Source organism: Amycolatopsis sp. CA-211722 (assembly GCF_056828465.1).
On record NZ_CP184752.1, the window covers coordinates 3403090 to 3428294 of the forward strand.

General features: G+C 70.5%; 21 protein-coding genes. 14 read left to right on the forward strand and 7 right to left on the reverse strand.

Annotated elements, in window-relative coordinates; genetic code table 11:
• Positions 1 to 58: 58 nt before the first annotated feature.
• The gene (locus tag ACOCEP_RS16860) at positions 59 to 1177 is read right to left on the reverse strand and encodes a DNA glycosylase AlkZ-like family protein (protein ID WP_482338283.1); all 1119 of its coding nucleotides are present in this window, start codon (positions 1175 to 1177) and stop codon (positions 59 to 61) included.
• Positions 1178 to 1186: 9 nt separating this feature from the next.
• Positions 1187 to 1582, reverse strand: coding sequence for a DUF3224 domain-containing protein (locus tag ACOCEP_RS16865; protein WP_482338285.1), 396 nt, complete (start codon positions 1580 to 1582; stop codon positions 1187 to 1189).
• A 60-nt stretch (positions 1583 to 1642) separates the two neighbouring features.
• Here ACOCEP_RS16865 and ACOCEP_RS16870 point away from each other — a divergent pair, with 60 nt between their 5' ends.
• From ACOCEP_RS16870 to ACOCEP_RS16880, 3 genes are read left to right on the forward strand one after another with little or no spacing between them, the layout of a single operon-like run.
• On the forward strand, positions 1643 to 2611 hold the full coding sequence (locus tag ACOCEP_RS16870; protein WP_482338286.1) for a helix-turn-helix transcriptional regulator: 969 nt from the start codon (positions 1643 to 1645) through the stop codon (positions 2609 to 2611).
• Complete coding sequence (locus ACOCEP_RS16875) at positions 2604 to 3413, forward strand: uroporphyrinogen-III synthase (RefSeq protein WP_482338287.1); 810 nt, start codon at positions 2604 to 2606, stop codon at positions 3411 to 3413. The genes ACOCEP_RS16870 and ACOCEP_RS16875 overlap by 8 nt, the downstream gene beginning before the upstream one ends.
• Positions 3414 to 3467: 54 nt before the next feature.
• Positions 3468 to 4757, forward strand: a complete 1290-nt coding sequence (locus tag ACOCEP_RS16880) for a sensor histidine kinase (protein ID WP_482338288.1) — start codon at positions 3468 to 3470, stop codon at positions 4755 to 4757.
• A gap of 432 nt (positions 4758 to 5189) precedes the next feature.
• Here the strand turns inward: ACOCEP_RS16880 and ACOCEP_RS16885 are convergent, their stop codons facing one another.
• Together ACOCEP_RS16885 and ACOCEP_RS16890 are read right to left on the reverse strand one after the other, a co-directional pair.
• Entirely contained in the window at positions 5190 to 6020 is an 831-nt protein-coding gene (locus ACOCEP_RS16885; protein ID WP_482338290.1) for a siderophore-interacting protein, read from the reverse strand.
• 14 nt (positions 6021 to 6034) lie between these two features.
• Positions 6035 to 6358, reverse strand: a complete 324-nt coding sequence (locus tag ACOCEP_RS16890; protein ID WP_482338292.1) for an MGMT family protein — start codon at positions 6356 to 6358, stop codon at positions 6035 to 6037.
• Between the two features lie 54 nt (positions 6359 to 6412).
• On the opposite strand from ACOCEP_RS16890, the gene ACOCEP_RS16895 reads away from it, so the two are divergent.
• Positions 6413 to 9637, forward strand: coding sequence for an ATP-dependent helicase (locus ACOCEP_RS16895; RefSeq protein ID WP_482338294.1), 3225 nt, complete (start codon positions 6413 to 6415; stop codon positions 9635 to 9637).
• Complete coding sequence (locus tag ACOCEP_RS16900; protein WP_482338295.1) at positions 9634 to 12891, forward strand: ATP-dependent helicase; 3258 nt, start codon at positions 9634 to 9636, stop codon at positions 12889 to 12891. The genes ACOCEP_RS16895 and ACOCEP_RS16900 overlap by 4 nt, the downstream gene beginning before the upstream one ends.
• Positions 12892 to 12957: 66 nt before the next feature.
• On the opposite strand, the gene ACOCEP_RS16905 is transcribed toward ACOCEP_RS16900, so the two are convergent.
• The gene (locus tag ACOCEP_RS16905) at positions 12958 to 13344 is read right to left on the reverse strand and encodes a DoxX family protein (RefSeq protein WP_482338297.1); all 387 of its coding nucleotides are present in this window, start codon (positions 13342 to 13344) and stop codon (positions 12958 to 12960) included.
• A gap of 88 nt (positions 13345 to 13432) precedes the next feature.
• Between ACOCEP_RS16905 and ACOCEP_RS16910 the strand changes: the two genes are divergently transcribed.
• Positions 13433 to 14509, forward strand: coding sequence for a potassium channel family protein (locus tag ACOCEP_RS16910; RefSeq protein ID WP_340684395.1), 1077 nt, complete (start codon positions 13433 to 13435; stop codon positions 14507 to 14509).
• 171 nt (positions 14510 to 14680) lie between these two features.
• Positions 14681 to 15088 (forward strand): hypothetical protein, encoded by a 408-nt coding sequence (locus ACOCEP_RS16915; RefSeq protein WP_482339741.1) that lies wholly within the window; start codon positions 14681 to 14683, stop codon positions 15086 to 15088.
• A gap of 289 nt (positions 15089 to 15377) precedes the next feature.
• On the opposite strand, the gene ACOCEP_RS16920 is transcribed toward ACOCEP_RS16915, so the two are convergent.
• Positions 15378 to 16463 (reverse strand): neutral zinc metallopeptidase, encoded by a 1086-nt coding sequence (locus ACOCEP_RS16920; RefSeq protein ID WP_482338299.1) that lies wholly within the window; start codon positions 16461 to 16463, stop codon positions 15378 to 15380.
• A 216-nt stretch (positions 16464 to 16679) separates the two neighbouring features.
• Between ACOCEP_RS16920 and ACOCEP_RS16925 the strand changes: the two genes are divergently transcribed.
• From ACOCEP_RS16925 to ACOCEP_RS16950, 6 genes are all read left to right on the forward strand, one after another.
• Entirely contained in the window at positions 16680 to 17819 is a 1140-nt protein-coding gene (locus ACOCEP_RS16925) for a DUF7847 domain-containing protein (protein ID WP_482338300.1), read from the forward strand.
• Positions 17813 to 18454, forward strand: coding sequence for a DUF4129 domain-containing protein (locus tag ACOCEP_RS16930; RefSeq protein ID WP_482338301.1), 642 nt, complete (start codon positions 17813 to 17815; stop codon positions 18452 to 18454). The genes ACOCEP_RS16925 and ACOCEP_RS16930 overlap by 7 nt, the downstream gene beginning before the upstream one ends.
• Positions 18451 to 19575, forward strand: coding sequence for a DUF4350 domain-containing protein (locus tag ACOCEP_RS16935; RefSeq protein WP_482338302.1), 1125 nt, complete (start codon positions 18451 to 18453; stop codon positions 19573 to 19575). Before ACOCEP_RS16930 ends, ACOCEP_RS16935 begins: the two co-directional genes overlap by 4 nt.
• Before the next feature lie 17 nt (positions 19576 to 19592).
• Positions 19593 to 20552: an AAA family ATPase gene (locus ACOCEP_RS16940; RefSeq protein WP_482339742.1), complete on the forward strand. Its 960-nt coding sequence runs from the start codon at positions 19593 to 19595 to the stop codon at positions 20550 to 20552.
• Complete coding sequence (locus tag ACOCEP_RS16945) at positions 20552 to 21838, forward strand: DUF58 domain-containing protein (RefSeq protein ID WP_482338303.1); 1287 nt, start codon at positions 20552 to 20554, stop codon at positions 21836 to 21838. The genes ACOCEP_RS16940 and ACOCEP_RS16945 overlap by 1 nt, the downstream gene beginning before the upstream one ends.
• Positions 21839 to 21936: 98 nt before the next feature.
• Complete coding sequence (locus tag ACOCEP_RS16950; protein ID WP_482338305.1) at positions 21937 to 22719, forward strand: hypothetical protein; 783 nt, start codon at positions 21937 to 21939, stop codon at positions 22717 to 22719.
• A gap of 172 nt (positions 22720 to 22891) precedes the next feature.
• On the opposite strand, the gene ACOCEP_RS16955 is transcribed toward ACOCEP_RS16950, so the two are convergent.
• Positions 22892 to 23899, reverse strand: coding sequence for a stage II sporulation protein M (locus ACOCEP_RS16955; RefSeq protein WP_482338306.1), 1008 nt, complete (start codon positions 23897 to 23899; stop codon positions 22892 to 22894).
• Positions 23900 to 23960: 61 nt separating this feature from the next.
• Here ACOCEP_RS16955 and ACOCEP_RS16960 point away from each other — a divergent pair, with 61 nt between their 5' ends.
• Entirely contained in the window at positions 23961 to 24851 is an 891-nt protein-coding gene (locus tag ACOCEP_RS16960; RefSeq protein WP_482338308.1) for an RDD family protein, read from the forward strand.
• The last annotated feature ends 354 nt before the right edge of the window (positions 24852 to 25205 follow it).

Sequence of the window (25205 nt, forward strand, 5' to 3'; positions counted from 1 at the left end):
AGTTGCGATCCTTGCGCGTGCAACTACCGCATCCAGAGGACGAAATGCGGGACGTCTTTCAGGAAAAGGTGACGCGGTGGTCGGGGAACTCCCGGGCGGCGGCGACGCGGGCGGCCTCCGCCTCCGCCGCCTTTCGCACGGCGGGGCGGAGGGCGTCGAACGAGGTGACGGTGAAGTCGAGCCGCTTCTTCCCGCTCGCCTTGGCCCGCCACACGCCGGCGATCCCGCCGTCGGCCAGCAGCGCGCCGGGGCTGCCGAGGATCTTCCAGACCTCCTTCTGCCGGGCTTTGTCCGGTACCAGCAGCGCACGGTCGCGCGCCTGGACGAACGGGTCCAGCGGCGGCAGCAGGCGCACCACGTCCGGATCCGGCGGCTTCTTCAGCAGCGGCACGCGGTCTTCCGGCAGGAACGCCTTCTTGCCGTCGACCCGGACCTCGGCCAGGCCGTCCGGCCACATCGCGTCGACCCCGGTGCGGGTCGTCCCGACGTACCCGGCGGCGTCGCCAGGGGCGGCCGGACCGTTGATCCGCAAATAGCCCTCGACGACACGTTTGGCCGCCTCGACGTCCGGCGACGTCTTGAGCCGTCCCCGCTTTTCCAGCGGTGCCAACGTCGCCGGCGTCGCGCCCGCCTCCAGCCGCACCCCGGCGTGGATCGACGCGACCCGCATCAGCTGTTCGTAGATGTGCACGACACCGCAGCCGCGACAGGCGTACGACAGGCCGTCGGGGATCAGTTTCGTGACCGCGCCGCTCACCGTGCCCTTGGTCTGGACGCCGGTGACGACCTCTCGGATCGCCTTCGCCGCGGTGAACAACGCGTCGGTCGCGGACATGCCCGCGGCGTCGACCTGCTTGCGCTGCCACAGGATCCGCGCCATCGCGTCCTTCTCGTCGAGCGGCACGAGAGCGGCCCGGATCGTGTCCAGTTCGGCACGGCGGTGGAAATGCGGCGCGCCGCGATGCGTCCACGCGAGCACGAAACGGTCGTCGTCCCAGACACCGGGCGTGATGTCGCCGTCGATCCGGGCGGCGAGACCCAGCAGGGCGGTGTCCCGCACGGAATCCTGCAGCCCGAGGTCGAACACGGCCGCCGCGGCCGGATCCGTCTCCTCGCGGTGCAATCCGTGGGCGGCGATCCGGTACGCCAGCACCTGCTCGCGATCGACCTCGAGCACTTGTCCTCCTTAAAGCGAGTAGTCGAGTGTGTACGACATCGTCGGTTCGCCGAGGGTGCCGGTCGTGGTGCCGGTGCCGGTGATCCCGGCGAGTTCACCCGCTCCGGAGCCCTCGACGATCGTGAACGTCGACGAGATGCCCTTCGCGTCGAACCCGGTGTCGTGCTTGATCACGAAGCTTCCCTTGCGTCCGTCCACGCTGCCTTCGATCCGTTCGAGACCTGGAGAGGTCGTGTCGCCGCCGTCGTAGCCCTCACCCGCGTAGTACAGCAGGTAGTCGAGGACGGACTCGCCATCGATCAGCCCGCTGTAGACGAGCGTGGCGTGCGCGTAGGCGACCCGCGGCGCACCGTCCGTGCCGCTGACGACGGATTCTTCCCAGTTCTTCATGGCGAACGTGTTCATGGGTTCACCCTGTCAGCCATACCTGTCAGGATGTGTCAGGTTTTAGGGGATACTGGATTCATGCGCGCGAGCAGACTCCTGTCGGTCCTCCTCCTGCTGCAGAACCGCGGCCGGATGACGGCCGAGGAGCTCGCCGCCGAGCTGGAGGTGTCGGTCCGGACGGTCTACCGCGACGTCGAGGCGCTCTCCGCGGCCGGCGTGCCGGTGTACGCCGATCGCGGGCGCACCGGCGGATATCAGCTGGTCGACGGCTATCGCACGCGGCTGACCGGGCTGACCGAGGAGGAGGCGCAAGCGCTTTCGCTGGCGGGCCTGCCGGGTGCGGCCGGCGAGCTCGGACTGGGCACGGTCCTCGCCGCGGCGCAGCTCAAACTGCACGCGGCCATGCCGTCGGAACTGCGTGCCGGGGCGAGCAAGATCTCCGAACGGTTCTATCTGGACGTGCCCGGCTGGCATCGCGGGATCGAAAGCCTGCCGCGGCTGTCCGAACTGGCGGACGCGGTCTGGCACGCGCGGCGGATCAAGGTCAGGTACGAACGCTGGGGGCAGCGAATAGTCGAGCGTGTCCTCGACCCGCTGGGCCTGATCCTCAAGGCCGGGAACTGGTATCTCGCGGCGCGGTGCGACGGGAGCGACCGGACCTACCGGATTTCCCGGATCGAGGAGCTCGAAGACCTCGGCGAGACCTTCGAGCGGCCGTCGGACTTCGACCTCGCCCGCTACTGGCACGAATGGTCCGAGCAGTTCGAAAAGCGGATGTACTCGCGGACGGCGGTGGTCCGGCTCAACGAGTTCGCCCGCGTCCTGGTGCCGTTCTACCTCGGGGCGGTCGGGGCCCGGGCGTTGCGGGAAACCACCGCGAAGCCGGACGAAGACGGCTGGCTGACGATGGAGCTGCCGGTGGAACCGGGAGAATCGGCGGTCGGCGAACTACTGCGGTTCGGCGGGAACCTCGAAGTGCTCGAACCGCCGGAGCTGCGCGAGCGGCTGGCGGAGGAGATCGGGAAGATGGGCGCGATTTATGGCTGACCTGGACGGCATCACGATCGGGATCACCGCGGAGCGGCGGGCCGACGACTTCATCGGCGCGCTAACGCGGCACGGCGCGACCGTCCTGCACGCGCCCACCATCCGGATCGTCCCGTTGCCCGACGACACCGAACTTCGGACGGCGACGGAGGCGGTGCTGTCCCGGCCGGTCGGCTTCACCGCGGTCACCACGGGCGCCGGATTCCGTGGCTGGCTTTCGGCCGCCGAAGACTGGGGCCTGCACGAGCGGTTGCTGGAGCGGCTGGCGGCGTCGCGGATCTTCGCGCGCGGCCCGAAGGCGGTGGGCGCGGTGCGTGGTTTCGGCCTCCGGGAGGAGTTTTCCGCGCCGGAGGAGAGCAACGCCGAACTGTTCGAAGGCTTGCGCGACGCCGGGGTGCACGGGGAACGGGTCGCGGTCCAGTTGCACGGCACCCTCCTGCCGGAACTCACCGGGTCACTCCGGGACGCGGGCGCGGAAGTCGTCCAGGCGCAGCCGTACCGCTGGCTTTCGCCCGCTGACGTCACACCTGTGCACGAACTCGTCGAAAGTGTCCTTTCCGGGCGTGTGCACGCTTTGGCGTTCACCTCCGCTCCGGCCGCCGCGAATTTGCTGACGCTGGCAGGGGCGCGTCGCGAGGAACTCCTTGCCGCACTGCGCGGTCCGGTGCTGTGCGCGTGCGTCGGACCGGTGACCGCGGCGCCCCTGGAAGCGGCCGGGGTACCGACCGTCCAGCCCGAACGTCAGCGGCTCGGCGCGTTGGTCAAACTTCTCGTCGCGGAGCTGCGCATTCGGCCGTCTTGACGCGGGAAGTCCGCTTTGCCAGGCTCGACGCATCGGACGCGGGGAGGGCGGCGGATGTCCGAGTCTCAATCGGTCACGTTCGTGCGCGCGATGTTGCGAAAGGGCTCTTCGGTACTGGGCGCGAGCCCGGCCGACGAAGCGCCGGATCCCGATTCCGTTCCCGACTGGCGCTATCGGGAAGACTCCGCGGACACGCTGCTGATGCGCGCGATCCGGTATTCGGCGCTCGGCCCGATCTTCTACCGGGTGGCCGCGTTCCCGAAGGTGTACATCGGTTTCCTGGTCTCGAACGGATCGGCGGGGATCGTCCCCGTGCTGAGCACGACGATCGTCGGGGTGCTGCTCAACGTCCTCGCGGTCTGGTGGGTGGTGCGGGGCCGCGGGATCCGGGCGAAGACGTCCGGGCGGCTGATGTACGCCGATCTCGCCGTGGGCGTGGTGCTCACGACGATCGTGGCCGCCGCGGCGCCCGCCGACATCCAGCCGTTCGCCGTCGACGTCGCGTGGACGTGGATGGTCGGGACGGTGGCGTTGTGGACGCTGTCGTTCGGGCTGCCGGCGGCGCTCGTGCTGGTGATCACGGCCGTGCCGTTCCGGGCGTTCCTGACCTGGATCGGCGGACTGCCGATCGACCATCCGCTCGCGGTGAGCCGGTCGGTGGGGTGCATGGTCGCGCTCGTCGTGGCGATGGTGACCACGGCGGGGATCCTGATCCTGCTCGGCGTCGGGACCCGGTTCGCGCTGGGGATCGGGATACGCCGAGGGCAGCGCGCCGAACGCCTGCGGACCCAGCGGGTGATGCACGACAGCGTTTTGCAGACGCTGGAAGCGATGGGACTGGAGGCACCGGACGACGATTCCGCCGCTGCGGAACGGCTCGCCGAAATGCGCGCCACCGCACGGGCGCAGGCCGCCGAACTGCGCCGCGAACTGAGCGGTCCGGACGCTCCGTCGGCCCGGGGCCTCGCGGCGGACCTCGCCGAGGTCGCCACCGAAATGGCGCGCGACGGCCTCCGCACGCAACTCGTCGCCGCCGAGACCGAACAGGACTACCGGCTCTCGCACGCGCGCCGGACCGCCATCCGCGACGCCGTCCGCGAAGCGCTCCGAAACACCGTGAAGCACGCCGGGACGAACCAGGTCGTGCTTCGCGTCGAGGAATGCGAAGGCGGCGTCGCGGTCATCGCGCGGGATCAGGGGACCGGCTTCAGCATGCTGGACCGGCCGCCGGGCTTCGGGATCAGCCAGTCGATCATGGCGCGGCTGGCGGAGGTCGGCGGGCGGGGGACGATCGATTCGCAGCCGGGGCGGGGGACGCGGGTGACGCTTTGGGTGCCGCACTGAGCTTTGGTCGCTCCGGTCCGTGAAGGCCTCCTTCACTACCTTCAGGGTAGGGAAGGAGGCCTTCACGGACTTCCGTGCGCGCGGGGGAGCAAGGGACCTTTGCTCTCACTTGGTTAGCATGGCTACGTAAGTGGTAGCAAAGGTCCCTTGCTCCCTTTTCGCAGGTCGGCGCGGTGACTGTGTGGGTTTCGGGTCATCTGACGCACCAAAATCCACACGGTCGGTAGGCGGCGTTACGCGGAGTGCTGGGTGTGTGGAAATGGGGACACTCAACGTCCCTATTTCCACACACCCCCAGCCGCCGCGGTAGCAAAGGTCCCTTGCTCTCCACACGCGCGATGGGCCAGGTTTCGTCTCCCGGTGTCATGAAAGGGTCGTTCAGGACGAAAAACGTCCTGAACGGCCCTTTCATGACACAACCCGAGTAGCCCCTCAGTCCTCCTCGGGCGAAGGAACCTCTCCCGCCTCCGCCTGCTGCATCGCTTCACGCCCGGCGGCCTCTTCGCTGACCCCTTGCCGCCAGTACCCGGTAAAGCAGATCGCCCGCTTGTCGACCCCGCGCTCCCGCACGAGGTGCCGGCGCACCAGCTTCACCATGTTCGCTTCGCCGGAGATCCACGCGTACGGCGTCCCGCCCGGCAGCTCCGCCTTCCGCACGGCTTCGAGTACCGCGTCGCCGACGGGGCCCGAGTCCCGCACGACCCAGTGCAGCTCGACGGTTCCCTGCGTTTCGAAGACCTGCCGGTCTTCGCGATCACTGATCTCGACGTAGACCAGTGCTCGCGTCCCGGCGGGCAGCGCCTCGACGATCGCGCCGATCGCCGGGATCGCGGTCTCGTCGCCGACCAGCAGCTGCCAGGTCGTCTCCGGAGGGACGTCGTAGAGCCCGTGCGGCCCGAGGAAAGCGACCCGATCACCCTCCGAAGCGCGCGAAGCCCACGCGGAGGCCGGGCCTTCGTCGCCGTGCAGCACGAAGTCGATGTCCACCTCCTGCTCCGACGGTCGCAGCGCGCGCACGGTGTACGTGCGCATCGCCGGGCGGACGTCGTCGGGCATCGCGAGGTAGGTCCGGTACCAGGACAGCACTTCGTCGCCGGCCAGCGGCGCGGGCAGCACGGGCTCCGCCTGGCCGGGCTGCGGGAAGAACACCTTCAGGTACTGGTCGGGCGCATGGTCCACCAGCGACGCCCCCGAGAAGGTCACCCTGCTCATATGCGGGGTGAGCCGCCGGACGCCGGTCACCTTCGCCTCGATGTAGCTCATTAGGGGAGGCTAACCTAAAAGAGAGCGCCGGGACCAGGGTCGTCATCGGGATCACGTTGCCACCGGTATTTCCGCAGGTCGACGCGCTGGCCGTCGGGGATGACGCCCTCCGCGCGCAGCCGTTGCAGCTGTTCGCCGAGAAGGTGGGGAGCCGGTGTCCCGTCGGCTCGCAGAATGCGGTGCCAAGGCAGATCGTGGCCGTCCTCGCCGAGGATCCGGCCCACCAGCCGCGGTGACGGCGCCCCCGAAACCGACGCTATATCCCCATAAGTCGCGACCGAGCCGGCGGGCACACTCGCGATGACCTCGCGCACCCGCTCGTGCAGTTCGTCATCCATGGGACCACTTTGCCGTGCCGCTGCGAGGTTGTGTCGGCGGGGCGTGGTTCCATCGTGGGCGTGAACGGGCGGCGAACAGCGGCAGGAACCGACGCGCGGCTGGTCCGCACGCCGGTCACCGGCACGCCGTCCTTCCAGTGGGATTCCGGCGCCCGCCGCCTGCTGGCCGCCCCGGACGGCTTCCGCCGCGTCCTCGGCGGGCCGGGCACGGGCAAGACGGCCTTGCTGGCGTCGGCGGCGTCACGGCGTATCGCCGAGGGCGCGAATCCGGAGAGCGTCCTCATCCTGACCACCTCCCGCAAGGCGGCCGAGGTCCTGCGTGCCGACATCACCCACCGTCTCACCACCGACCCGGAAGAGGATCCGCTGCCGCGCACGATCCGTGAGCCGCTCGTGCGCACGGTGCATTCGTACGCGTACGCACTGTTACGGATGGAGGCGCAGGCCGACGATCTTCCGCCGCCCCGCCTGCTGGCCGGGGCGGAGCAGGACGTCGTCGTCCGAGACCTGCTCGCCGGCGACCTCGAAGAGGGCGCGCTCGACTGGCCGGAGCAGCTGCGGCCAGCGTTGAACGTGCCCGGGTTCGCCGAAGAGCTGCGAGACCTCCTGCTCCGCGCCGCCGAACGCGGGCTCGGCCCGGAGGATCTGGTCGAACTCGGCAGGCGGCGTGGCCGCGAGGAGTGGATCGCGGCCGGGCGCTTCTGGAGTCAGTACGAAGAGGTCACGCTGCTTCAGGGCGCGGGCGGCAACGCGCTCGGCGTCGCGAGCGCGCCCGCGCTGGACGCCGCCGAGCTGGTCACTTCCGCGCTGCTCGCCCTGGAGGACGACCCCGAACTGCGTGAACGCGAGCAGCGCCGCGTCCGGCACCTGTTCGTCGACGACGCGCAGCATCTCGACCCGTTGCAGACGCAGCTCATCCGGCTCATCGGGCACGCGGCCGACGAGTTCGTCGTCGCGGGCGACCCCGATCAGTCCGTGTTCTCCTTCCGTGGCGCGGATCCCAGCCTGTTCGCCGGCGCGGACGAGGACGGCGAGCGCACGGTCCTGCTGACCACGGCACACCGGCTCGCCCCGGTGATCCGCACGGCCGTCACGAAACTCGGTTCCGTGCTGCCCGGTTCGTCACCGCAGCGCAAACTGGTCGACGCGCCGGACGCCGAGGGCGGCGCCGTCCGGGTCCGCCTGATGCCGACTCCGGCCGCGGAGGCGAGCTGGATCGCCGATCAGCTCCGCCGCGCGCATCTCGTCGACGGCGTGCCGTGGTCGGAGATGGCGGTGCTCGTCCGGTCGCCCGCCCGTACTTTCCTTGTCCTGCAACGTGCTTTGCGGGCGGCCGGGGTGCCCATCGGCTCCGCCACCGAAGAGCTGCCGCTCGCGAAGCAGCCCGCAGTTCGTCCTCTGCTGGCGATGCTACGGCTCGCCGCGGATCCGGAGCTGCTGGACGTCGACCTCGCCGAGATGCTGCTCTCCTCGCCCTTGGGCGGCGCGGATCCGCTCGCCCTGCGAAGGCTGCGTCGGGGCCTGCGCAGGCTGGAGCTCGCGGGCGGCGGACAACGGTCCAGCGACGAGCTACTGGTGGAAGCCTTACGCGCCAACGATGTCCTCACCGGCCTCGCCGACGCCGAGGCGCTGCCGATGCGCCGGATCGGCGGTCTGCTGCACGCGGCGCACCAGGCCGTGGTGCGCGGGGACGGCGTCGAGCAGGTGCTGTGGGATCTCTGGCAGGCCAGCGGCCTGGAGGACCGCCTGCTGCGGTTCGTCGATCGAGGTGGTTCCCTCGGCTCCCAGGCGGATCGCGATCTCGACGCGATCGTCGCGCTGTTCGACGCGGCCGGTCGCTATGTCGACAGGCTGCCGAAGGCGAGTGTCGCCTCGTTCGCGGATTACCTGTCCTCGCAGAACATCGCCGGTGACACGCTGGCGCCCGCGGCCATGAAGAGCGACGGTGTTTCGCTGCTCACCGCCCACGCGTCCGCCGGTCGCGAGTGGACGGTCGTGGCCATCGCCGGTGTCCAGGAGGGCAGCTGGCCGGATCTGCGGCTGCGTGGTTCCGTGCTCGGCGTCGAGCGGCTGGTCGACCTCATGTCCGGTGTCGACGACGAAAAGGTGTCCGCCACCGCGCCGATCCTCGCCGAAGAGCGGCGGCTGTTCTACCTCGCCGCGAGCCGCGCGCGGAAGACGTTGCTGGTCAGCGCGGTCGCGGGGGAGGACGAGCAGCCCTCGCGGTTCATCGACGATCTGGAGGAGAACGGCGCGGACGACGGCGGGCTCGACTCGCGGATGAAGCCGGCCGGGCGCTCGCTGGTGCTCGCCGAACTGGTCGGGGAGCTGCGCGAGGTCGTCTGCGACGAGGCAAGCGATCCGGAAAGGCGGCAGCGCGCGGCGCGTCAGCTCGCCAAACTGGCCGCCGCCGGGGTGCCGGGCGCGCATCCGGGCACCTGGTACGGCCTGCTGGAGCCTTCCACTGGCGAACCCGTGCACGGGCCGGGCGACCTCATCCGGATCTCACCGTCCACTGTGGAGGTTCTGGTCAAATGTCCGCTGCGGTGGCTGATCGAACGCCACGGCGGCAGCGACCCGGCGCAGCTCGCGGCCGTCACCGGAACGCTGGTGCACGGGCTCGCGCAGGCGGTCGCGGGCGGCAGCAGCGACGAACAGATCCGCGCGGCCCTCGACGAAGCGTGGGTGCGGGTCGACGCCGGGGCGCCGTGGTTCTCGCGCCGCGAGCGGTCGCGGGTCGAGCAGATGCTGCGGAACTTCATCACCTGGCTGGAATCCAGCCGTAAGGAGCTGATCGAAGCCGGGGTGGAACAGGACATCGAGGTCGAGCTGCCGGTCGGCGACAGTGACACCAGCGACGTCCGCGTGCTCCTGCGCGGCCGCGTAGACCGCGTGGAGATGGACAAGGACGGCCGTCCGGTCGTCATCGACATCAAGACCGGCAAGGTCCCGATCTCCGCCGCCGACGCAGAACAGCATCCGCAGCTCGCCGCGTACCAGCTCGCCGTGCTGCTCGGTGCGGTCGAGGGAGGCTCGAAACCCGGTGGAGCGCGGCTGGTCTACGTCGCGAAGTCCAACAACAAGACCGGATCGACTCAGCGCGAGCAGGCGCCGCTGGACGAAGACGGCGGCAAGCAGTGGCTCGAACTGGTGCGCTCGGCGGCCGGATCCGCCGCGGGGCCCGAGTACGGCGTCACCGAGAACCCGGACTGTGATCGTTGCCCGGCAAGGGGTTGCTGTCCGCTGCGGCCCGAGGGCAGGCAGGTGACCGGCCCGTGATCTCCGAGCTCCAGCGCCGGCAGGTCGAGCCGGGCGAGATCGCCCGCGCGCTCGGCCTGCACAGCCCGACCGACGAACAGGCCGAGGTGATCGCCGCGCCGATAGAACCGTCGCTGGTCGTCGCGGGCGCCGGCGCGGGCAAGACCGAGACGATGGCCGCGCGCGTGGTGTGGCTGGTGGCCAACAGTGTCGTCCCGCCGGAGCGCGTGCTCGGCCTGACCTTCACCCGCAAGGCCGCCCGCCAGCTCGGCGAACGCGTCCGCACCCGGCTGCGCCGCCTGGTCGGATCGGGCCTGCTCGACAAGATCGACCCGACCGGCGACCTGCGTACCACGGTGACCGCGGGCGAACCGACGGTGCTCACCTATCACGCGTACGCCGGACGGCTGCTGTCCGAACACGGCCTGCGGCTGCCCGTCCAGCCCGGCGTCCGGCTGCTTTCGGAGACGTCCTCGTGGCAGTTCTCGCATCGCGTCGTGTCCACTTGGGACAACGATCTCGACACCGATCGCGTGCCCGCCACGGTGACGGCGCAACTGCTGGCGCTGGCCGGGGAGCTCGGCGAGCATCTGGTCGAGACCGAACGGCTCGCGGAGTACACGTCGTGGCTGTGCGAGGTCATCGAGAACGCGCCGCGCGCGAAGGGGCAGCGCGCGTCGTTGCCGCAGAAACTCGCCGAAGTCATGGCCGCGCAACGGTTCCGGCTCGCGCTCCTGCCGCTGGTCGAGGCGTACCACACGCGGAAACGGGCCGAAGGCGCGCTCGACTTCGCCGACCAGATGTCGCTGGCCGCGCAGCTCGCCAGCAGCTATCCCGCGGTGGTCGCGGGGGAGCGCGAGCGCTACGGCGCCGTCCTGCTCGACGAGTACCAGGACACCGGGCACGCCCAGCGGATCCTGCTGCGGTCGCTGTTCGGCGGCGTCGAGCATCCGCCGATGCCGGTGACCGCGGTGGGCGACCCGGCGCAGGCCATCTACGGCTGGCGCGGCGCGAGCGCGGCGAACCTGCCCCGGTTCACCACGGACTTCCCGCGTGACAACGGCGAACGGCTCGTCCCGGCCCTGGATTTCGGGCTGTTGACCAGTTTCCGCAACCCGCCCGAGGTGCTCGAACTCGCGAACGCGATCTCGGAACCGTTGCGGGAACGCGGTCTCGGTGTCGCGCGGCTGCGTGCGCTGGAAGGCGCGGGGGCCGCCGACATCGCCGCCGCGCTGCTTCCGGACGTCCGCGCTGAACGCGAGTGGGTGGCCGACGCGATGGCGAAACGCTGGTTCGAAACCGTGGAGGAGACCGGAAAACCGCCGACGGCCGCGGTGCTGGTGCGCCGCCGTGCCGACATGGCGCCGATCGCGGCGGAAATGCGGGCACGCGGGCTGCCCGTGGAGGTCGTCGGTCTCGGTGGTCTTCTCGACGAACCCGAGGTCGCGGATCTGGTGAGCACGTTGCGCGTGCTCGCCGATCCGCTCGCGGGCAGCGCGGCGGCGCGGCTGCTCACCGGGGCGCGCTGGCGAATCGCGGCGGCCGATCTCGCGGCGTTGTGGCGCCGCGCGGGCGAACTGTCGTCGCCGGTGCCACCCTCGGGGAAGTCCGATGTGGATGAACCGGTCCTGGTGACCGAGCGGGTCGAGCAGGCGGGGCTCGCCGACGCCATCGACGACCCCGGGACGCCGGAGCGGTATTCGCCGGAGGGCTACCGGCGGATCCGGAAGATCGGCGGCGAGCTTTCGGCGTTGCGGCGTCGGCTGGACCAATCGCTGCCCGAACTGGTCGCCGACGTGGAACGCACGATGCTGCTCGACGTCGAATCGCTGGCCCGCCCCGGGCCCGCCGGGCGCGCGCATCTGGACGCCTTCGCCGACGTCGTCACCGATTTCGCCGAGACGTCGCCGACGGCCACTCTTTTGTCCTTTGTGGACTATCTGAATACGGCCGCGCACGCGGAAGACGGGCTCACTCCCGGCGAGGTCGAGGTCGTCCCGGACCGGGTCCAGGTGCTGACGGTGCATTCGGCCAAGGGGCTGGAATGGCGTATCGTCGCGATCCCGCATCTGGTCAAGGAGGTCTTCCCCGGGCGGCGGCGTTCGTCGTCGTGGCTGCGGACGTCGACCTCGCTGCCCGCCGCGCTGCGCGGCGACTCGGAGGACCTGCCGGAGCTGCGGATCCCCGAAGGCGCGGACCGCAAGGAAGTCCAGGAAGCGCTGGAGCTGCACGAAGAAGGCTTCGTCGCGCGTGAAGCCGACGAGGAGCGGCGGCTTTGTTACGTCGCGCTGACCCGCTCCGAGCACACGATGCTGATCTCCGGCCATTGGTGGAACGAGAGCAGCGCGCGGCCGAAAGGGCCGTCGGAGTTCCTGCTCGAAATCGGCGAGGTGATGCGGGCGAACTCGGTCGGCCGGATCGAACATTGGGCCGACGAGCCGGAGACCGATGGCGAGAACCCGCTGGTCGCCGACTCCCGCCGGTCACGATGGCCGGTCGATCCGCTGTGGCCGCGGCGCGAAGGCGTCACGAACGGCGTCGACCTGGTGCTCGGTGCGATGGAGGAGGCCGAGCACGCCGAGGAGGAGGAAGAGGACGATCCGGACGGCTGGATCTCCGACACCAAGGTGCTGCTGGAGGAGCGCGCACGGGCGCGCGATCGCGTGCAGCAGGTCGTCCTGCCGCCGCATCTCTCGGTGAGCCAGCTGGTCGAGCTGTCGGCCGATCCCGCCGCGCTGGCCAAACGACTGCGGCGGCCGCTTCCCGTGCGGCCCAACACTTACGCACGGCGGGGGACGGCGTTCCACGGCTGGCTGGAGCAGCGGTTCGGTGGCGAGCAGTTGCTGGAGATCCACGACCTGCCGGGGGCGGCGGACGTCGATGAGGCGCCCGATACCGAGCTGGAGGCGTTGCAGACCGCGTTCGAGAAGAGCGAGTGGGCGCATCGGGTGCCGCACGCCGTCGAAGTCCCGTTCTCGGCGGACGTGGTGGGCGTGACGGTGCGCGGGCGGATGGACGCCGTGTTCGCCGACGCGGACGGCGGCTGGACCGTCGTCGACTGGAAGACCGGCGCCGTGCCGGACAAGGACCGGCTCGAACCGCTGGCCGTGCAGCTGGCGGCGTACCGGCTGGCGTGGGCGGCGCTCAAGAAGGTGCCGGTGGAGAAGGTCCGGGCGGCGTTCCACTACGTGAAACACGACAAGACCGTCCGTCCGGCGGACCTGCTGGACGCGGAAGGCCTGCGACAGCTCCTGAGGAGCGTCCCGACGATCTAGCGTTTCGTCCTCTAGTTGCGGTCCTTGCGCGTGCAACTACCGCAACTAGAGGACGAAACGCGGGGGTCAGGCGCGGTCGCGGACCTTGAGCGCCCAGGTCACCAGGGGGATCTGAAGCGGGACACGGGCCCAGAAGGCCGCTCGCCAGTGCTTCGGGGCCTTCCGGCGGTCGGCGTCGACGGCCATCTTCACGTTCCCCGGCAGCACCACGACGAACAGCAGCGCGGCCGCGAGCCCGCCGAGCCGCCGGGTCTTCGGGTTGGCGACCGCGGCGGCGACGCCCAGCTCGGCCACGCCGGAGCCGTAGGTCCACGCGCGCGGAGAGCCGGGGAGCTGTTTCGGGATGATGGCGTCGAACGGCTTCGGCTGGACGAAGTGCAGCACACCGGCCGCGCCGAGCAGGCCGGCGAGGAAATACGCGGGCCGCTGGGACGGCTTGGATTCCGAAGACATGCCCTGAGCTTCGCATACCGCGCTCAAGGGGAGGATCTTCGGCTATCCTCCCGACCGTGAGTGACGCGGACCAGGCCGGAGCCTGTGCATGAGGGTTCTCAAGCGTTTCCCGGTCAGGCTGAGCGACCGCCCGGACCACGAGCTCGTCGGTGTGATCCGGATGCCGGAACTGACGGTCAGCCCGCTGCGGTCGATCCTCAAACGGATCATCGGCGCGGTGCTCGCCCTCCTCGCGACCGTGCTGATCGTCTACCTCGACCGGGACGGCTACCGCGACGCCAACGGCGACGGGCTCACCTTCCTCGACAGCCTCTATTACGCGACCGTGTCGCTGTCGACCACGGGTTACGGCGACATCGCGCCCGCGACGCCGTCCGCGCGGCTGGTGAACGTCCTGGTGATCACCCCGCTGCGGGTGCTCTTCCTCATCGTCCTGGTCGGTACCACACTCGAAGTGCTCACCGAGCGCTCCCGCCAGGCGTTCAAGATCCAAAAGTGGAGGACGAAAGTGCGTGACCACACGGTCGTCGTCGGATTCGGCACGAAGGGCCGGTCGGCGGTCAACGCGCTGCTCGGGGACGAGAACGTCGAACCCGATCACATCGTCGTCGTGGACACCGACCAGCAGGCCCTCGAAGCGGCCACGTCACTCGGCCTGGTGACCGTGCACGGCTCGGCCACCCGCGCCGACGTGCTGCGCGTCGCCGGGGTGCAGCGGGCGCGCGCCGTCGTCGTCGCCCCGAACCGCGACGACACCGCCGTGCTGGTCACGCTGACCGCCCGCGAGCTGGCGCCGAAGTCGCACATCGTGGCGTCGGTGCGGGAAGCGGAGAACGTCCACCTGCTCAAGCAGTCGGGCGCGAACCAGGTCGTGGTGTCGAGCGAAACCGCCGGGCGCCTGCTCGGCATGGCGACGTCGACGCCGCTGGTGGTCGACATGGTCGAGGACCTGCTCACCCCCGAGTCCGGTCTCGCGATCGCCGAACGCCCGGTGGAACCGTCCGAAGAGGGCGGTTCGCCGCGGCATCTGCCGGACATCGTGCTGGGCGTCGTCCGCGACGGTGTCCTGTATCGGGTGGACGCGCCGCAGGCGGACGCGATCGAGCCGGGGGACAAGCTGCTGTACATCCGGAAGGTGACCTCCGCGGAGACGATCGAGCGGTAGCGGGGGACCTTTGCTATCACCCTGCCTGGACAAGTGGGCTCCTCTTGTTCTGCCGCTGCTACCGCCCAGGCGGGCTCCTGTGTTTTGCCGCGCGGTTCTGGGAGCATGGCGTTCGTGCGCAAGCGATCGGACCCCGCCAGAGGGCTCACCCCGGGGTGGAACTCCCTGGCCGTGGCGGCCGGGGTCGGCCTCCTGGTGATCTTCCTGGCGTGGTTCGCCGGGCCGGGGCTGTTCGGCATCTCGAACGAGACCAAGGGGACGACCGTGCGGGCGGAGGTCGTCGAGCCCGCGCCCTGCTCGGGCGGCGGCACCTCCGAGAAGGTCAAGTTCGAGTTCGGCGGGAAGCCGATGGAGGGTTCGCTCAACGGCTGCGGCCACGGCAAGGGCGAGCGCATCGAGGTCGTCGTCCCCGACGGCGCTTCGGGTGATGTGGTCGCCGTGCACGCGGCCGAGGCGACGGCGGGAGCGAGCGACGCGCGGCGTCCGCTCGGGCTGGCGCTGCTGGTGTTCAGCTGCTTCGCGGGCGGGATGTACGTCTTCCTGGTGGTGCGTGGGCCGCGGGTGCCGGTGACGGCCTGATCGCCAGCTACTCGACGTGACCGAGGGCGCGTGAGCGTTACCGAGGGTGAGAGGTGTGTGGAAAGAGGGACGTTCAATGTCCCTATTTCCACACACCCCACCATGACCGGACCGATCACGACGGGTCATCCAACGCCCCAAAATCCACACAGTCGGCGTCCTGGCGCTGGCAAGCCGGAATCGCCCACGGCGCTGCATCCCTCGGTGAGCGGCACCCACCCCCAAGTACGTGAAGGCCCCCTTCACTGCGCCTAGCGCAATGAAGGGGGCCTTCACGTACTTCCGAGACTCAGGAAACAGCGCTCGACGGAGCCGAGAAGGTGTTGCAGTCGGCGATCCGGTTGTTGCTCGCACCCGCCCGCCACCAGGACGCGTAGTGCGCGTTCGTCCCGTGGTCCTGGCTGCGCGAGGTGTTGTCGCCCCGGGTCTCCTGGTCGTTCCAGGCCTTGTTGTACATGTCCCGGCTGACCGTGCCGCCCTGGTCGACGTGCGCGCCGAGGAACATCCCGGAGAAGCACTGCGCCTGGAGTTCCTTGCGCCGCGACATCTCCAGCCCGGCGGGGCTGTTCTGGCCGGCGTCGTAGATCTTCTGCCAGGCCGCGTCCATCAGCCCGGCGACCTCCTGCACGTGGTGCCCGTACTCGTGCGCGAAAAGGGCCAGGTAGACGCCGGGGTTGTTGCCGTACTGGTCGGTCTGAAGGCCACGGAACGGCACGTAGAGGTTGTTCTCGCAGTAGTACGCCGCGGTCGCGATGCCCACCTGGATCGTGCCGCATTCGGTCTCGAAGCTGGCCCCGGTCGGGAAGTGCAGTGCGGGCGGGGTGAACGGCAGGTCGTAGGCGTCGAGGAACGGGCCCCAGGCGTTGTCGAGGCACTTGCCGGCCGCGGTGAAGAACGCCTCGGCGGCCTGCTGGCTGCTCTGCCACTGCGGCAGCGTGCAGACCCGGTTCCGCAGGCCGGCGTTGGGGTCCTGGAGGATCGGGTGATCGCCGAGCTTGAGGATCTTCTGCGGCCCGCTCGACGAGGACGGCGCCCTGGACGGCGACGTCGGGAACGGGTTCGTCGAGGACGAGGGCGACGAGGACCCGCTCGGCGGCAGTTCCGCCCGCGACGTCGTGTTCGGCAGCGTGCTGTAGCCCGCGTTCGCTACGTGATCGGAGTCGTCACGATTGAGTGACACGATCGCCACCAGGCCGAGGACCAGCACCGCGACCGCGCCGAGGCAGATACCGATGATCGCGCCCACGGACTTGCGCGGTGGCGGAGGCGGGAAGTGGTGCGGCGCGCCGTGCCACTGGGCAGGGTGCTGGCCGTGCACCGGCGGTGGCTGGACGGCGCCGCGTGGCGGCCACTGGCCGTGGGGCGGTTGCGTCATCAAGTCGGTCCCGGTGGTTCTAGGGGCGAACCGGGGGTACCCGGCCCGATGTTCAGCATAACGAGCTAACGGTGTCCCCACCCACAGCTCGGCTGCAGAGGGTATCCAGCGTGAGGCGAGCGGTCACCCATCAGTGTCGTCCCCCCAGCTCTGGCTGGGTGTCGGACCCTCTGGAAGAGTGGGCGCAAGCAACGTGAACGGGTAAGGGGCTGTCGCATGACGGAGACCGGCGGACCGTCCGGGCCTGAAGGCACCGAGATGCCGAAGCCGAAGGCGGGGGAACCAGCACAGCCGAAGGCGGGGGAACCAGCACAGTCGCAGGCGGACACACCGACGCCGCCGCAGGGTGAAGTGCCGCCGCCGGCGCCGGAGCAGCAGTGGCAGTCCCCGTCCGGGGCGACTCCGCTGCCGTCGTACCAGCCGCCGCAGCAACAGCAGTATCCGAACTGGAAGGTCGGTCTCGGCAGGCCCGGCGTCATCCCGCTGCGTCCGCTGAACCTCACCGACATCCTCGACGGCGCGGTCACCGCCATGCGCAAGTACTGGCGCATGGTGTTCGGTGCCGCCGCGGTCACCGCCGTGCTCACCGCGGCCATCAACCTGGTCGGGCTGCTGCTGGTCGACACCACCGCCGACCTGGAGCGGATGCGCGATCTCGGCCCGGCGGCCACCGATCAGGAACTGATGAACCAGATGCTCGGCGTCCTCGGCGGGACGCTGGCCTCGTCGTCGATCAGCCTGGTCGCCACCTTGCTCGGGACGACGGTCCTCACCGGATTCCTGACCGTGCTGATGGGCAAGGCCGTGCTGGGCAAGCCGGTCACCTTCAAGGAGGCACTGCGTGAGGCGACGCCGCGGCTGTTGCCGCTGCTCGGCCTGACCGTGCTCTACACGATCGCGATCATGGTCGCCGCGATCTTCTGCCTGCTGCCCGCGATCATCCCCTACACCTTCTGGGCGCTGGCCAGCCCGGCGTTCATCCTCGAACGCGGCACGGTGATGGAGGCGTTCCGCCGGTCGGTGAAGCTGGTGTCGGGGATGTTCTGGCGGGTCTTCGGCATCCTGCTGCTGGCCACCGTGATCTCGTCGTTCCTGGCGTCGATCATCACGATCCCGTTCAGCTTCAGCGCCTTCCTGTCCATCTTCGGCGACCTGGATCAGATGTACGTCCCGTCGACCGGCGATCTGATCCTGCAGTCGGTGGGCACGGTGATCGCGCAGACGATCGTCGGCCCCTTCACCGCGCTGGTCACCGTGATCCTCTACATCGATCAGCGGATGCGCCGTGAGGGCATGGACATCGAGCTGGCCCGCGCGGCCGGGATCGCGACGCCGCCCCCGCCGCAGGCATGGTGACGCGCTTCTTCACCGAGGTCCCGGTCGACATCGACCGGGACACCGCCCGGCTGCGCGCGGCCGAGGAGCTCTCGGGCGAGGCCTATCAGGCCGCGAGGCCGAGCTGGCTGTCCGAAGCGTTCAACTGGGTGGTCGAGAAGCTGCTGGGCTTCCTCGAAAAGGTCGACAGCGCGGTGCCCGGCGGGATCTTCGCCGTGCTGCTGCTGGTCGTGGTGCTGATCGTGCTGGTCGTGGTGATCCGGCTCAAGTCCGGTCCGCTGGCGACGTCGGCCAAGCGCGGGCGAGCCGTGTTCGCCGGGCAGCGCAAGGCTTCCGGCGAACATCGCAGGGCGGCCGAGGAGGCCGCGGCGCGCGGTGACTTCGACGACGCCGTCCGTGAGCGGTTCCGTGCCGTGGTGCGGTCCTTGGAGGAGCGCGCGCTGCTGGACGAGAAGTCGGGACGGACCGCCGACGAGGCCGCGATCGAAGCCGGACGGCTGCTGCCCGACGTCGCCGTTCCCTTGCGCGCGGGCGCCCGATCGTTCGACGACGTCCACTACGGCGGGATCCCCGCCACGGAGGCGGGCTACCGCGAACTGTCCGAATTGGACGAACGCTGCCGTCGTGCCAGGCCGGTCGCCTTGGCGGCCGGATGACCTCGGTCTCGCCCGACGCCCAGCGGATCTGGCGCGGGGTGCGGCTCCCGCTCGCCGTCGTGCTCCTGATCGTGCTGACCGGGACGCTGCTCGTCCTCCTGCGGGGCGATCAGACCACCGGCGCGCTCGAGCCGGGTTCGTACGAGCCCGCCGGAAGCCGCGCGCTGGCGACCCTGCTGGAACGCGAAGGCGTCAAGATCCCGATCGTGCGCACCGCCGCCGAGGCCAAGGGGGTCGCGCGGGGTGCGACGGTCCTGATAACCCGGCCCGAGTACGTGCCCAAGAGCGCCTTCACGGAGATCAGGCAGAACGCCGAGCACGTCGTGCTGGTGCAGCCGAGCCCCGGGACGGTCGAAGAGATCCTTCCCGGTGTGCGGGTGAACGGCCAGGCCGAGACCGAGACCCGCCCGCCCGACTGCGAGGCCGAGGATCCCGTCGCGGCGGGGAACGCGACGATGGGCGGCCTGAAGTACTCGGCCACGCAGCCGAGGGCGCGGGAATGCTACGGCGGCACGTACCTCGAAGTCCCGGGTCCACAAGGGACGGTGACCGTGCTCGGCACCCCCGCCCCGCTGACCAACGACTGGCTGGCCGACGAGGGCAACGCGGCGCTGGCGATGCGGCTGCTCGGTAAGCACGAGCGGCTGGTCTGGTACCTGCCGACGGCCGCCGACCCGTCGCTGGAGACGGAGAAGAAGCCGCTGTCCGAACTCATCCCGGCGGGCTGGTCGTACGCGGCGTTGCAGGCCGGGGTCGCGGTGGTGCTGCTGGCGCTGTGGCGTTCGCGGCGGCTGGGGCCGGTGGTGACCGAGCCGATCCCGGTCGTGGTCCGCGCGGCGGAAGCCACCGAGGGGCGGGCGAGGTTGTATCGCAAGGCGAAAGCCGCCGCGCACGCCGGGGAAACCCTGCGGGAGGCGGCCCGCGCGCGGCTCCGGCCGTTGCTGGGCCTTACCCGCGACGCCGAACCGGCCGCGCTCGTGGAGTCCGTCGCCGCGCGGACCGGCCGGGCGCCCGCGGAGATCGGCGCGCTGTTGTACGGGGAACCGCCCGCCGACGACGCCGCGCTGGTGCGGCTGGCGGACGGACTCGATGTCGTGGAACGAGAGGTGGAGCGGTCTTGAGTACCGAACAGTCCAATGTGGACGCCGCGGCCGACGCGCGGGCGGCGCTGATCGCGCTGCGTACCGAGGTCGGAAAGGCTGTGGTGGGTAACGACGCGGCCGTCACCGGGCTCATCATCGCGTTGCTGTGCCGGGGACACGTGCTGCTCGAAGGCGTGCCCGGCGTGGCGAAGACCCTGCTGGTGCGGGCGCTGGCGGCCGCGCTGGACCTGCAGACGACCAGGGTGCAGTTCACGCCGGACCTCATGCCGGGCGACATCACCGGTTCGATCGTCTACGACGCGCACAGCGGCGAGTTCTCGTTCCGCGAGGGCCCGGTGTTCACGAACCTGTTGCTGGCCGACGAGATCAACCGCACCCCGCCGAAAACCCAGTCCTCACTGCTGGAGGCGATGGAGGAGCGCCAGGTCTCCAGCGACGGCAAGACGCGGCCGTTGCCCGACCCGTTCATCGTCATCGCGACGCAGAACCCGGTCGAATACGAGGGCACGTACCCGCTGCCCGAGGCGCAGCTGGACCGGTTCCTGCTGAAGCTGACCATGCCGATGCCGTCCCGCGAGGACGAGTTCGGCATTCTTTCCCGGCACGCGCAGGGTTTCGACCCGCGTGACCTCGGCGCCGCCGGGGTCACGCCGGTCGCCGGGGCCGCCCAGCTCGACGCCGCGCGGCGCGCCGTCGCCGGGGTCACCGTGCGCCCCGAGGTGCTCGCCTACATCGTCGACGTCTGCCGGGCGACGCGCTCGCTGCCGTCCGTGCGGCTCGGCGTCTCCCCGCGTGGCGCGACCGCGTTGCTCGCCGCGACCCGGGCGTGGGCGTGGCTCGCCGGACGCGACTACGCCACCCCGGACGACGTCAAAGCCTTGGCCCGCCCGGCTTTGCGGCACCGGCTCGACCTGCGGCCCGAGGCCGAACTCGAAGGCGCGACCGCCGACGGCGTGCTGGACCGGGTCCTCGCGTCCGTGCCCGTTCCGCGCTGATGGCCGTCACCGGGCGGCTCGGGCTGCTGGCGCTCCTCGTGGCGCCGGTGGTCGGTTTCCTGCTGCCCTCGTGGGCCGGGATCGGGCTGGCCGCGGCGGTGCTGCTGCTGTTGGTGGTACTGGATCTCCTGCTCGCCGGAAGTGTGCGGCGGCTGGAATTCGCGCGCTCCGGCGCGACGTCGGTGCGGCTGGGGGAGGCGTGCGAGGTCACGCTCACCGTGGCCAATCCCGGCGGCCGTCCCGTGCGCGCGTGGCTGCGGGACGCGTGGCCGCCCAGCGCCGGCGCGGACGACCGGCACCGGCTGACGTTGCCCCCGGGCGAACGCCGGGTCGTGACCACGCGGCTCCTGCCGACCCGCCGCGGTGACCGGATCGCGGCGAGGGTGACCGTGCGGTCGACCGGGCCGCTGGGGCTCGCCGCGCGGCAGGGTTCGCACGACGTGCCGTGGACCGTGCGGGTGCTGCCGCCGTTCCACAGCCGCAAGCATCTGCCTTCGCGGCTCGCGCGGCTGCAGCAGCTCGACGGCCGCAACGCGGTGCTGATCCGGGGCCAGGGCACGGAATTCGACTCCCTTCGCGAGTACGTGATCGGGGACGACGTCCGGTCGATCGACTGGCGGGCTTCGGCGCGCGCGTCCGACGTCATGGTGCGGACCTGGCGCCCGGAACGCGACCGGCGGGTGGTGCTGGTGCTCGACACGGGCCGCGTTTCCGCCGGCCGCGTCGGCGACGCTCCCCGGCTCGACGCGGCGATGGACGCCGCACTGCTTTTGGCCGTGCTCGCCGCGCGGGCGGGTGACCGCGTCGACCTCCTCGCCTACGACCGGCAGGTCCACGCCGCGGTCCAGGGATCGTCGGAGCTGTTGCCCGCCTTGGTGAACGCCATGGCCCCGCTCGAATCGTCGCTGGTCGAGACCGACGCGTGGGGGATGGTCGCGGAGGTGCTGCGGCGGACCCGGCGGCGCGCGCTGGTCGTCCTGCTGACCGGGCTCGACGCGGCGCCGCTGGAAGAAGGCCTGTTCCCGGTGCTGTCGAAGCTGACTTCGCGGCACCAGCTGATGATCGCCTCGGTCGCCGACCCCCGGGTCGCCGAGATGGCGGCGGGCCGTGGCGACGCGGAAGCCGTCTACGACGCGGCCGCGGCCGAGCGTGTGCTGGCCGAACGGCGCCAGGTCACCGCGCGGCTGGCGCGGCACGGGGTCGAGGTCGTCGACGCCGTGCCCGAGGATCTGCCGCCGCGGCTGGCGGACCGGTATCTCGCGTTGAAGGCGGCCGGGCGGCTTTGATGGCGGGCTGAACCCGATGGAGTGGTGACGGTTGGCGGAGGCGGTCGTGGGCGGTTAGCTCGGAAGGAGATCCGGACCGACACGATTGGGGCTCAGGCTTGCGCAGGTTCGTGCTGTTCTTCGCGGTGGTTTCGGTGATGCTGTCCGGGGTGCCCGCTTCCGCGCAGCCGGCCGGGACACCGGTCCACCTCGCCGACGGGGGCGGCACCCTCTCCTTGGCCGCGGCCGACGGCAAGCTCGCCCTCGCCGACGCGAAGGACGCGGGCGCGCAGTGGGTGTACGACAAGACCGCGCTTTCGTACCAGCATGTCGCGAGTGGACAGTGCCTTTCGGCGATCAGCCCGGTCGACGGTGTCGGCGTCAAGCTCGTGGCGTGTGACGGCAAGGACCGGCACCAGCAATGGCGTCGCAACGCCGGGCTGCCCGGGCTGGTGCTGCTGGCGAACGTGGCGACGGCCCGGTGCCTGACCGCGGAGGCGCCGGTCGCCGGGGCCCGGCTCTACCAGGAGGTGTGTTCGCTGTCCGGACTCTCCAACACCTGGGCGGCCGGCGTGCGGACACTCGCGATCCTGTCGGGGAACGGGCAACGGCTGTCGACGAAGACGCCCGGTCAGCCGTTCGTGGTGCGCGTGGTCGGGGAGAACGGCCAGCCCGCGGCCGACGTGCCGGTGAACTTCTTCGTCCGCGCGGCGCGGCCGAAGAACGTGCTGGTCTTCGAAGGCGGTGCCGAGACGGCGACCGCGAAGACCGGGGCCGACGGTTCGGCGGCGAGCCCGAAGATCGTGCTGACCGAACCCGGCGAGTTCGAGATCCGGTTCACGGGCAGCGCGAGCCTGGAGGACGGGAACAGCATCACCTTCGAGGGCAGCTGCACCTGCTGAGCAAGTGGTAGCAAAGGTCCCTTGCTTTCTTTCCGCAGGTCAGGGCCTCGGCGGGGCTGCCGGGGACGTCGCGAAAGCCACTTTCGGGACGTCAGACGTCGCGAAAGTGGCTTTCGCGACACGGGGCCGCGGCGCAAGTGGTAGCAAAGGTCCCTTGCTCTCTTTCCCCAGGTCAGCCGGCTTCCGGCCGCGCGTCTCCGGCGTAACGCCAGTCGACGTCGCCCACTTCGCCCGCCTTCGCGGCCCGGCGCCCGACGACGAAGACGTAGAGCAAGAAGGCGACCTCCGCGACCACCCCGATCCCGATCCGCGCCCAGGTCGGCAGGCCCGACGGGGTCACGAAACCCTCGATCACGCCGGAGATCAGCAGCACCACGGTCAGCCCCAGCGCCATCACCACGACCGACCGGCCCTGCTCGCCGAGCGCCGCCGTCCGGGAACGGCGTCCCGGGTCGATGACCGTCCAGCCGAGCTTCAGCCCCGTCCCGGCGGCGACGAACACCGCGGTCAGCTCCAGCAGACCGTGCGGCAGGATCAGGCCGAAGAACACGTCGAGCCGTCCGGCCGACGACATCAGCGCCGCGCCGATCGCGAGGTTCAGGGAGTTCGCCCAGAGCGCGTAGATCACCGGGACCCCCAGCACCACGCCGAGGAACAGGCAGGTCGCGGCCACCCACGCGTTGTTGGTCCAGACGCGCGCGGCGAAGGACCCCGCGGGATCGGACGAGTAGTACGTCTCGTATTTCCCGCCCGGCGCCGTCAGGTCCTTGAACTCCTCCGGCGAGGCCAGCGACGCGAGCACCTGCGGGTCACCGGCGATCCACACCGCCGCGATCGCCATCACCGCGATCGACGCCGCCGCCGACGCGAGCCACCAGCGCCGGCTCAGGTACAGCGCCGCCGGGAACCGCTGGGTGAAGAAGAGGCCGAACTCGCGCCACGCCGGGCTGTGCGAACCGGTGACGGCCGAGCGGGCCTTCGCGACCAGACCGGACAGCTGCGCGACGAGCACGGGATCGGGCGCGACCGAGCGGATGATCGACAGATGTGTCGCGACGCGCTGGTACAGCGTCACCAGCTCGTCGGCGTCCGGGCCGCTGAGCTTCCCGGCGCGGCCGACGAGCTCGCGCAGCCGGTTCCATTCGGCCTGATGCGCGGCGACGAACACGTCCACGTCCAACTCGGAGCCCTCCCGGCGATCGTCCTTGGTCGCCCAGCCTATTCGTCACTACGCTTGCTCGGTGGAACAAGAGTCCGAACTCGTCACCGGCGAGGCCGTCGTCCTGGACGTCCGCGCGGCGAAACTGGCCAGCCGCGGGCTCGCCATGATGCTCGACGTCGCGCTCCAGCTCATCGCGCTGATCATCGCGATGCTGGTGCTGAGCCAGGTCGCCGCGTTCGGTGACGAAGCGCTGGCGCTGACCCTGTTCCTGGTGACCGTCGTGCTGATCATGGTCGGCTACCCGGTGCTTTCCGAGACTCTGAGCCGCGGCCGCACCCTCGGGAAGATGGCGCTCGGCCTGCGGGTGGTCCGCACCGACGGTGGCCCGGTGCGGTTCCGGCACGCGCTGGTGCGCGGGCTCGCCGGGTTCTTCATCGACTTCTGGGCGCTCGGGATGCTCGGCGTCGTGGCGGTGGTCACGTCGCTGCTTTCGCCCAACGGCCGCCGCGTCGGCGACTACCTCGCGGGCACGCTGGTGATCCGGGAACGCATGCCCGCCGCCAGGACGCCGTACGTCGGGATGCCGCCGCAGCTGGCGTACTGGGCCTCACAGCTGGACCTGACCCGGCTTTCGAACGATCTCGCGCTGGCCGTCCGGCAGTACCTGAGCCGGACGAGCGAGCTTCGCCCCGAAGCGGTCGAAGCGCTCGGGTACGGGCTGGCGCACCAGGTCGCGGAGGCGATCGGGGCGCCGGTGCCGCCGGACGTGCCGTCGTGGGCGTACCTGTCGGCTGTGCTGGCGGAGCGACGGCGGCGAGACCAGGCGAAGCTGCAACCGCCGGTCCAGTACGGACAGCCCATGCCCGCCGCGCCGGGGCCGCAGGCCTATCCACAGCCGACCGCTCCCGCTCCCGCTCCCGCTCCCGCGCCTCCGCCGGCTCCGGAGAACCCCTTCACGCCGCCGGGCTGACCTGCCCCAAAGTCCGCGAAGGCCTCCTTTCCTACACTCAAAGGCAATGCCAGGAACTTAAGCTGGCGATACCCCATGCTTACCGCTGTCCACAAAGGACGGCTGCCACGGCGAATTGTCTTATTAGTACCTGGTTGGTCGAGTTGTGCAGTACGTGAAGGCCCCCTTCATTGCGCCTAGCGCAATGAAGGGGGCCTTCACGTACTCCGACCAACCGAACGACGCGAGACCACGACCACTTCCCGCGGATGCCACAGCCAGAGTCACCCCGCCGTCCCTGGATCGCGACCCGACCAGGGGAAATACGCCAGAAACCCAACCGCCCCGCCGACCTTGAGTTCCTGGCATCGACCC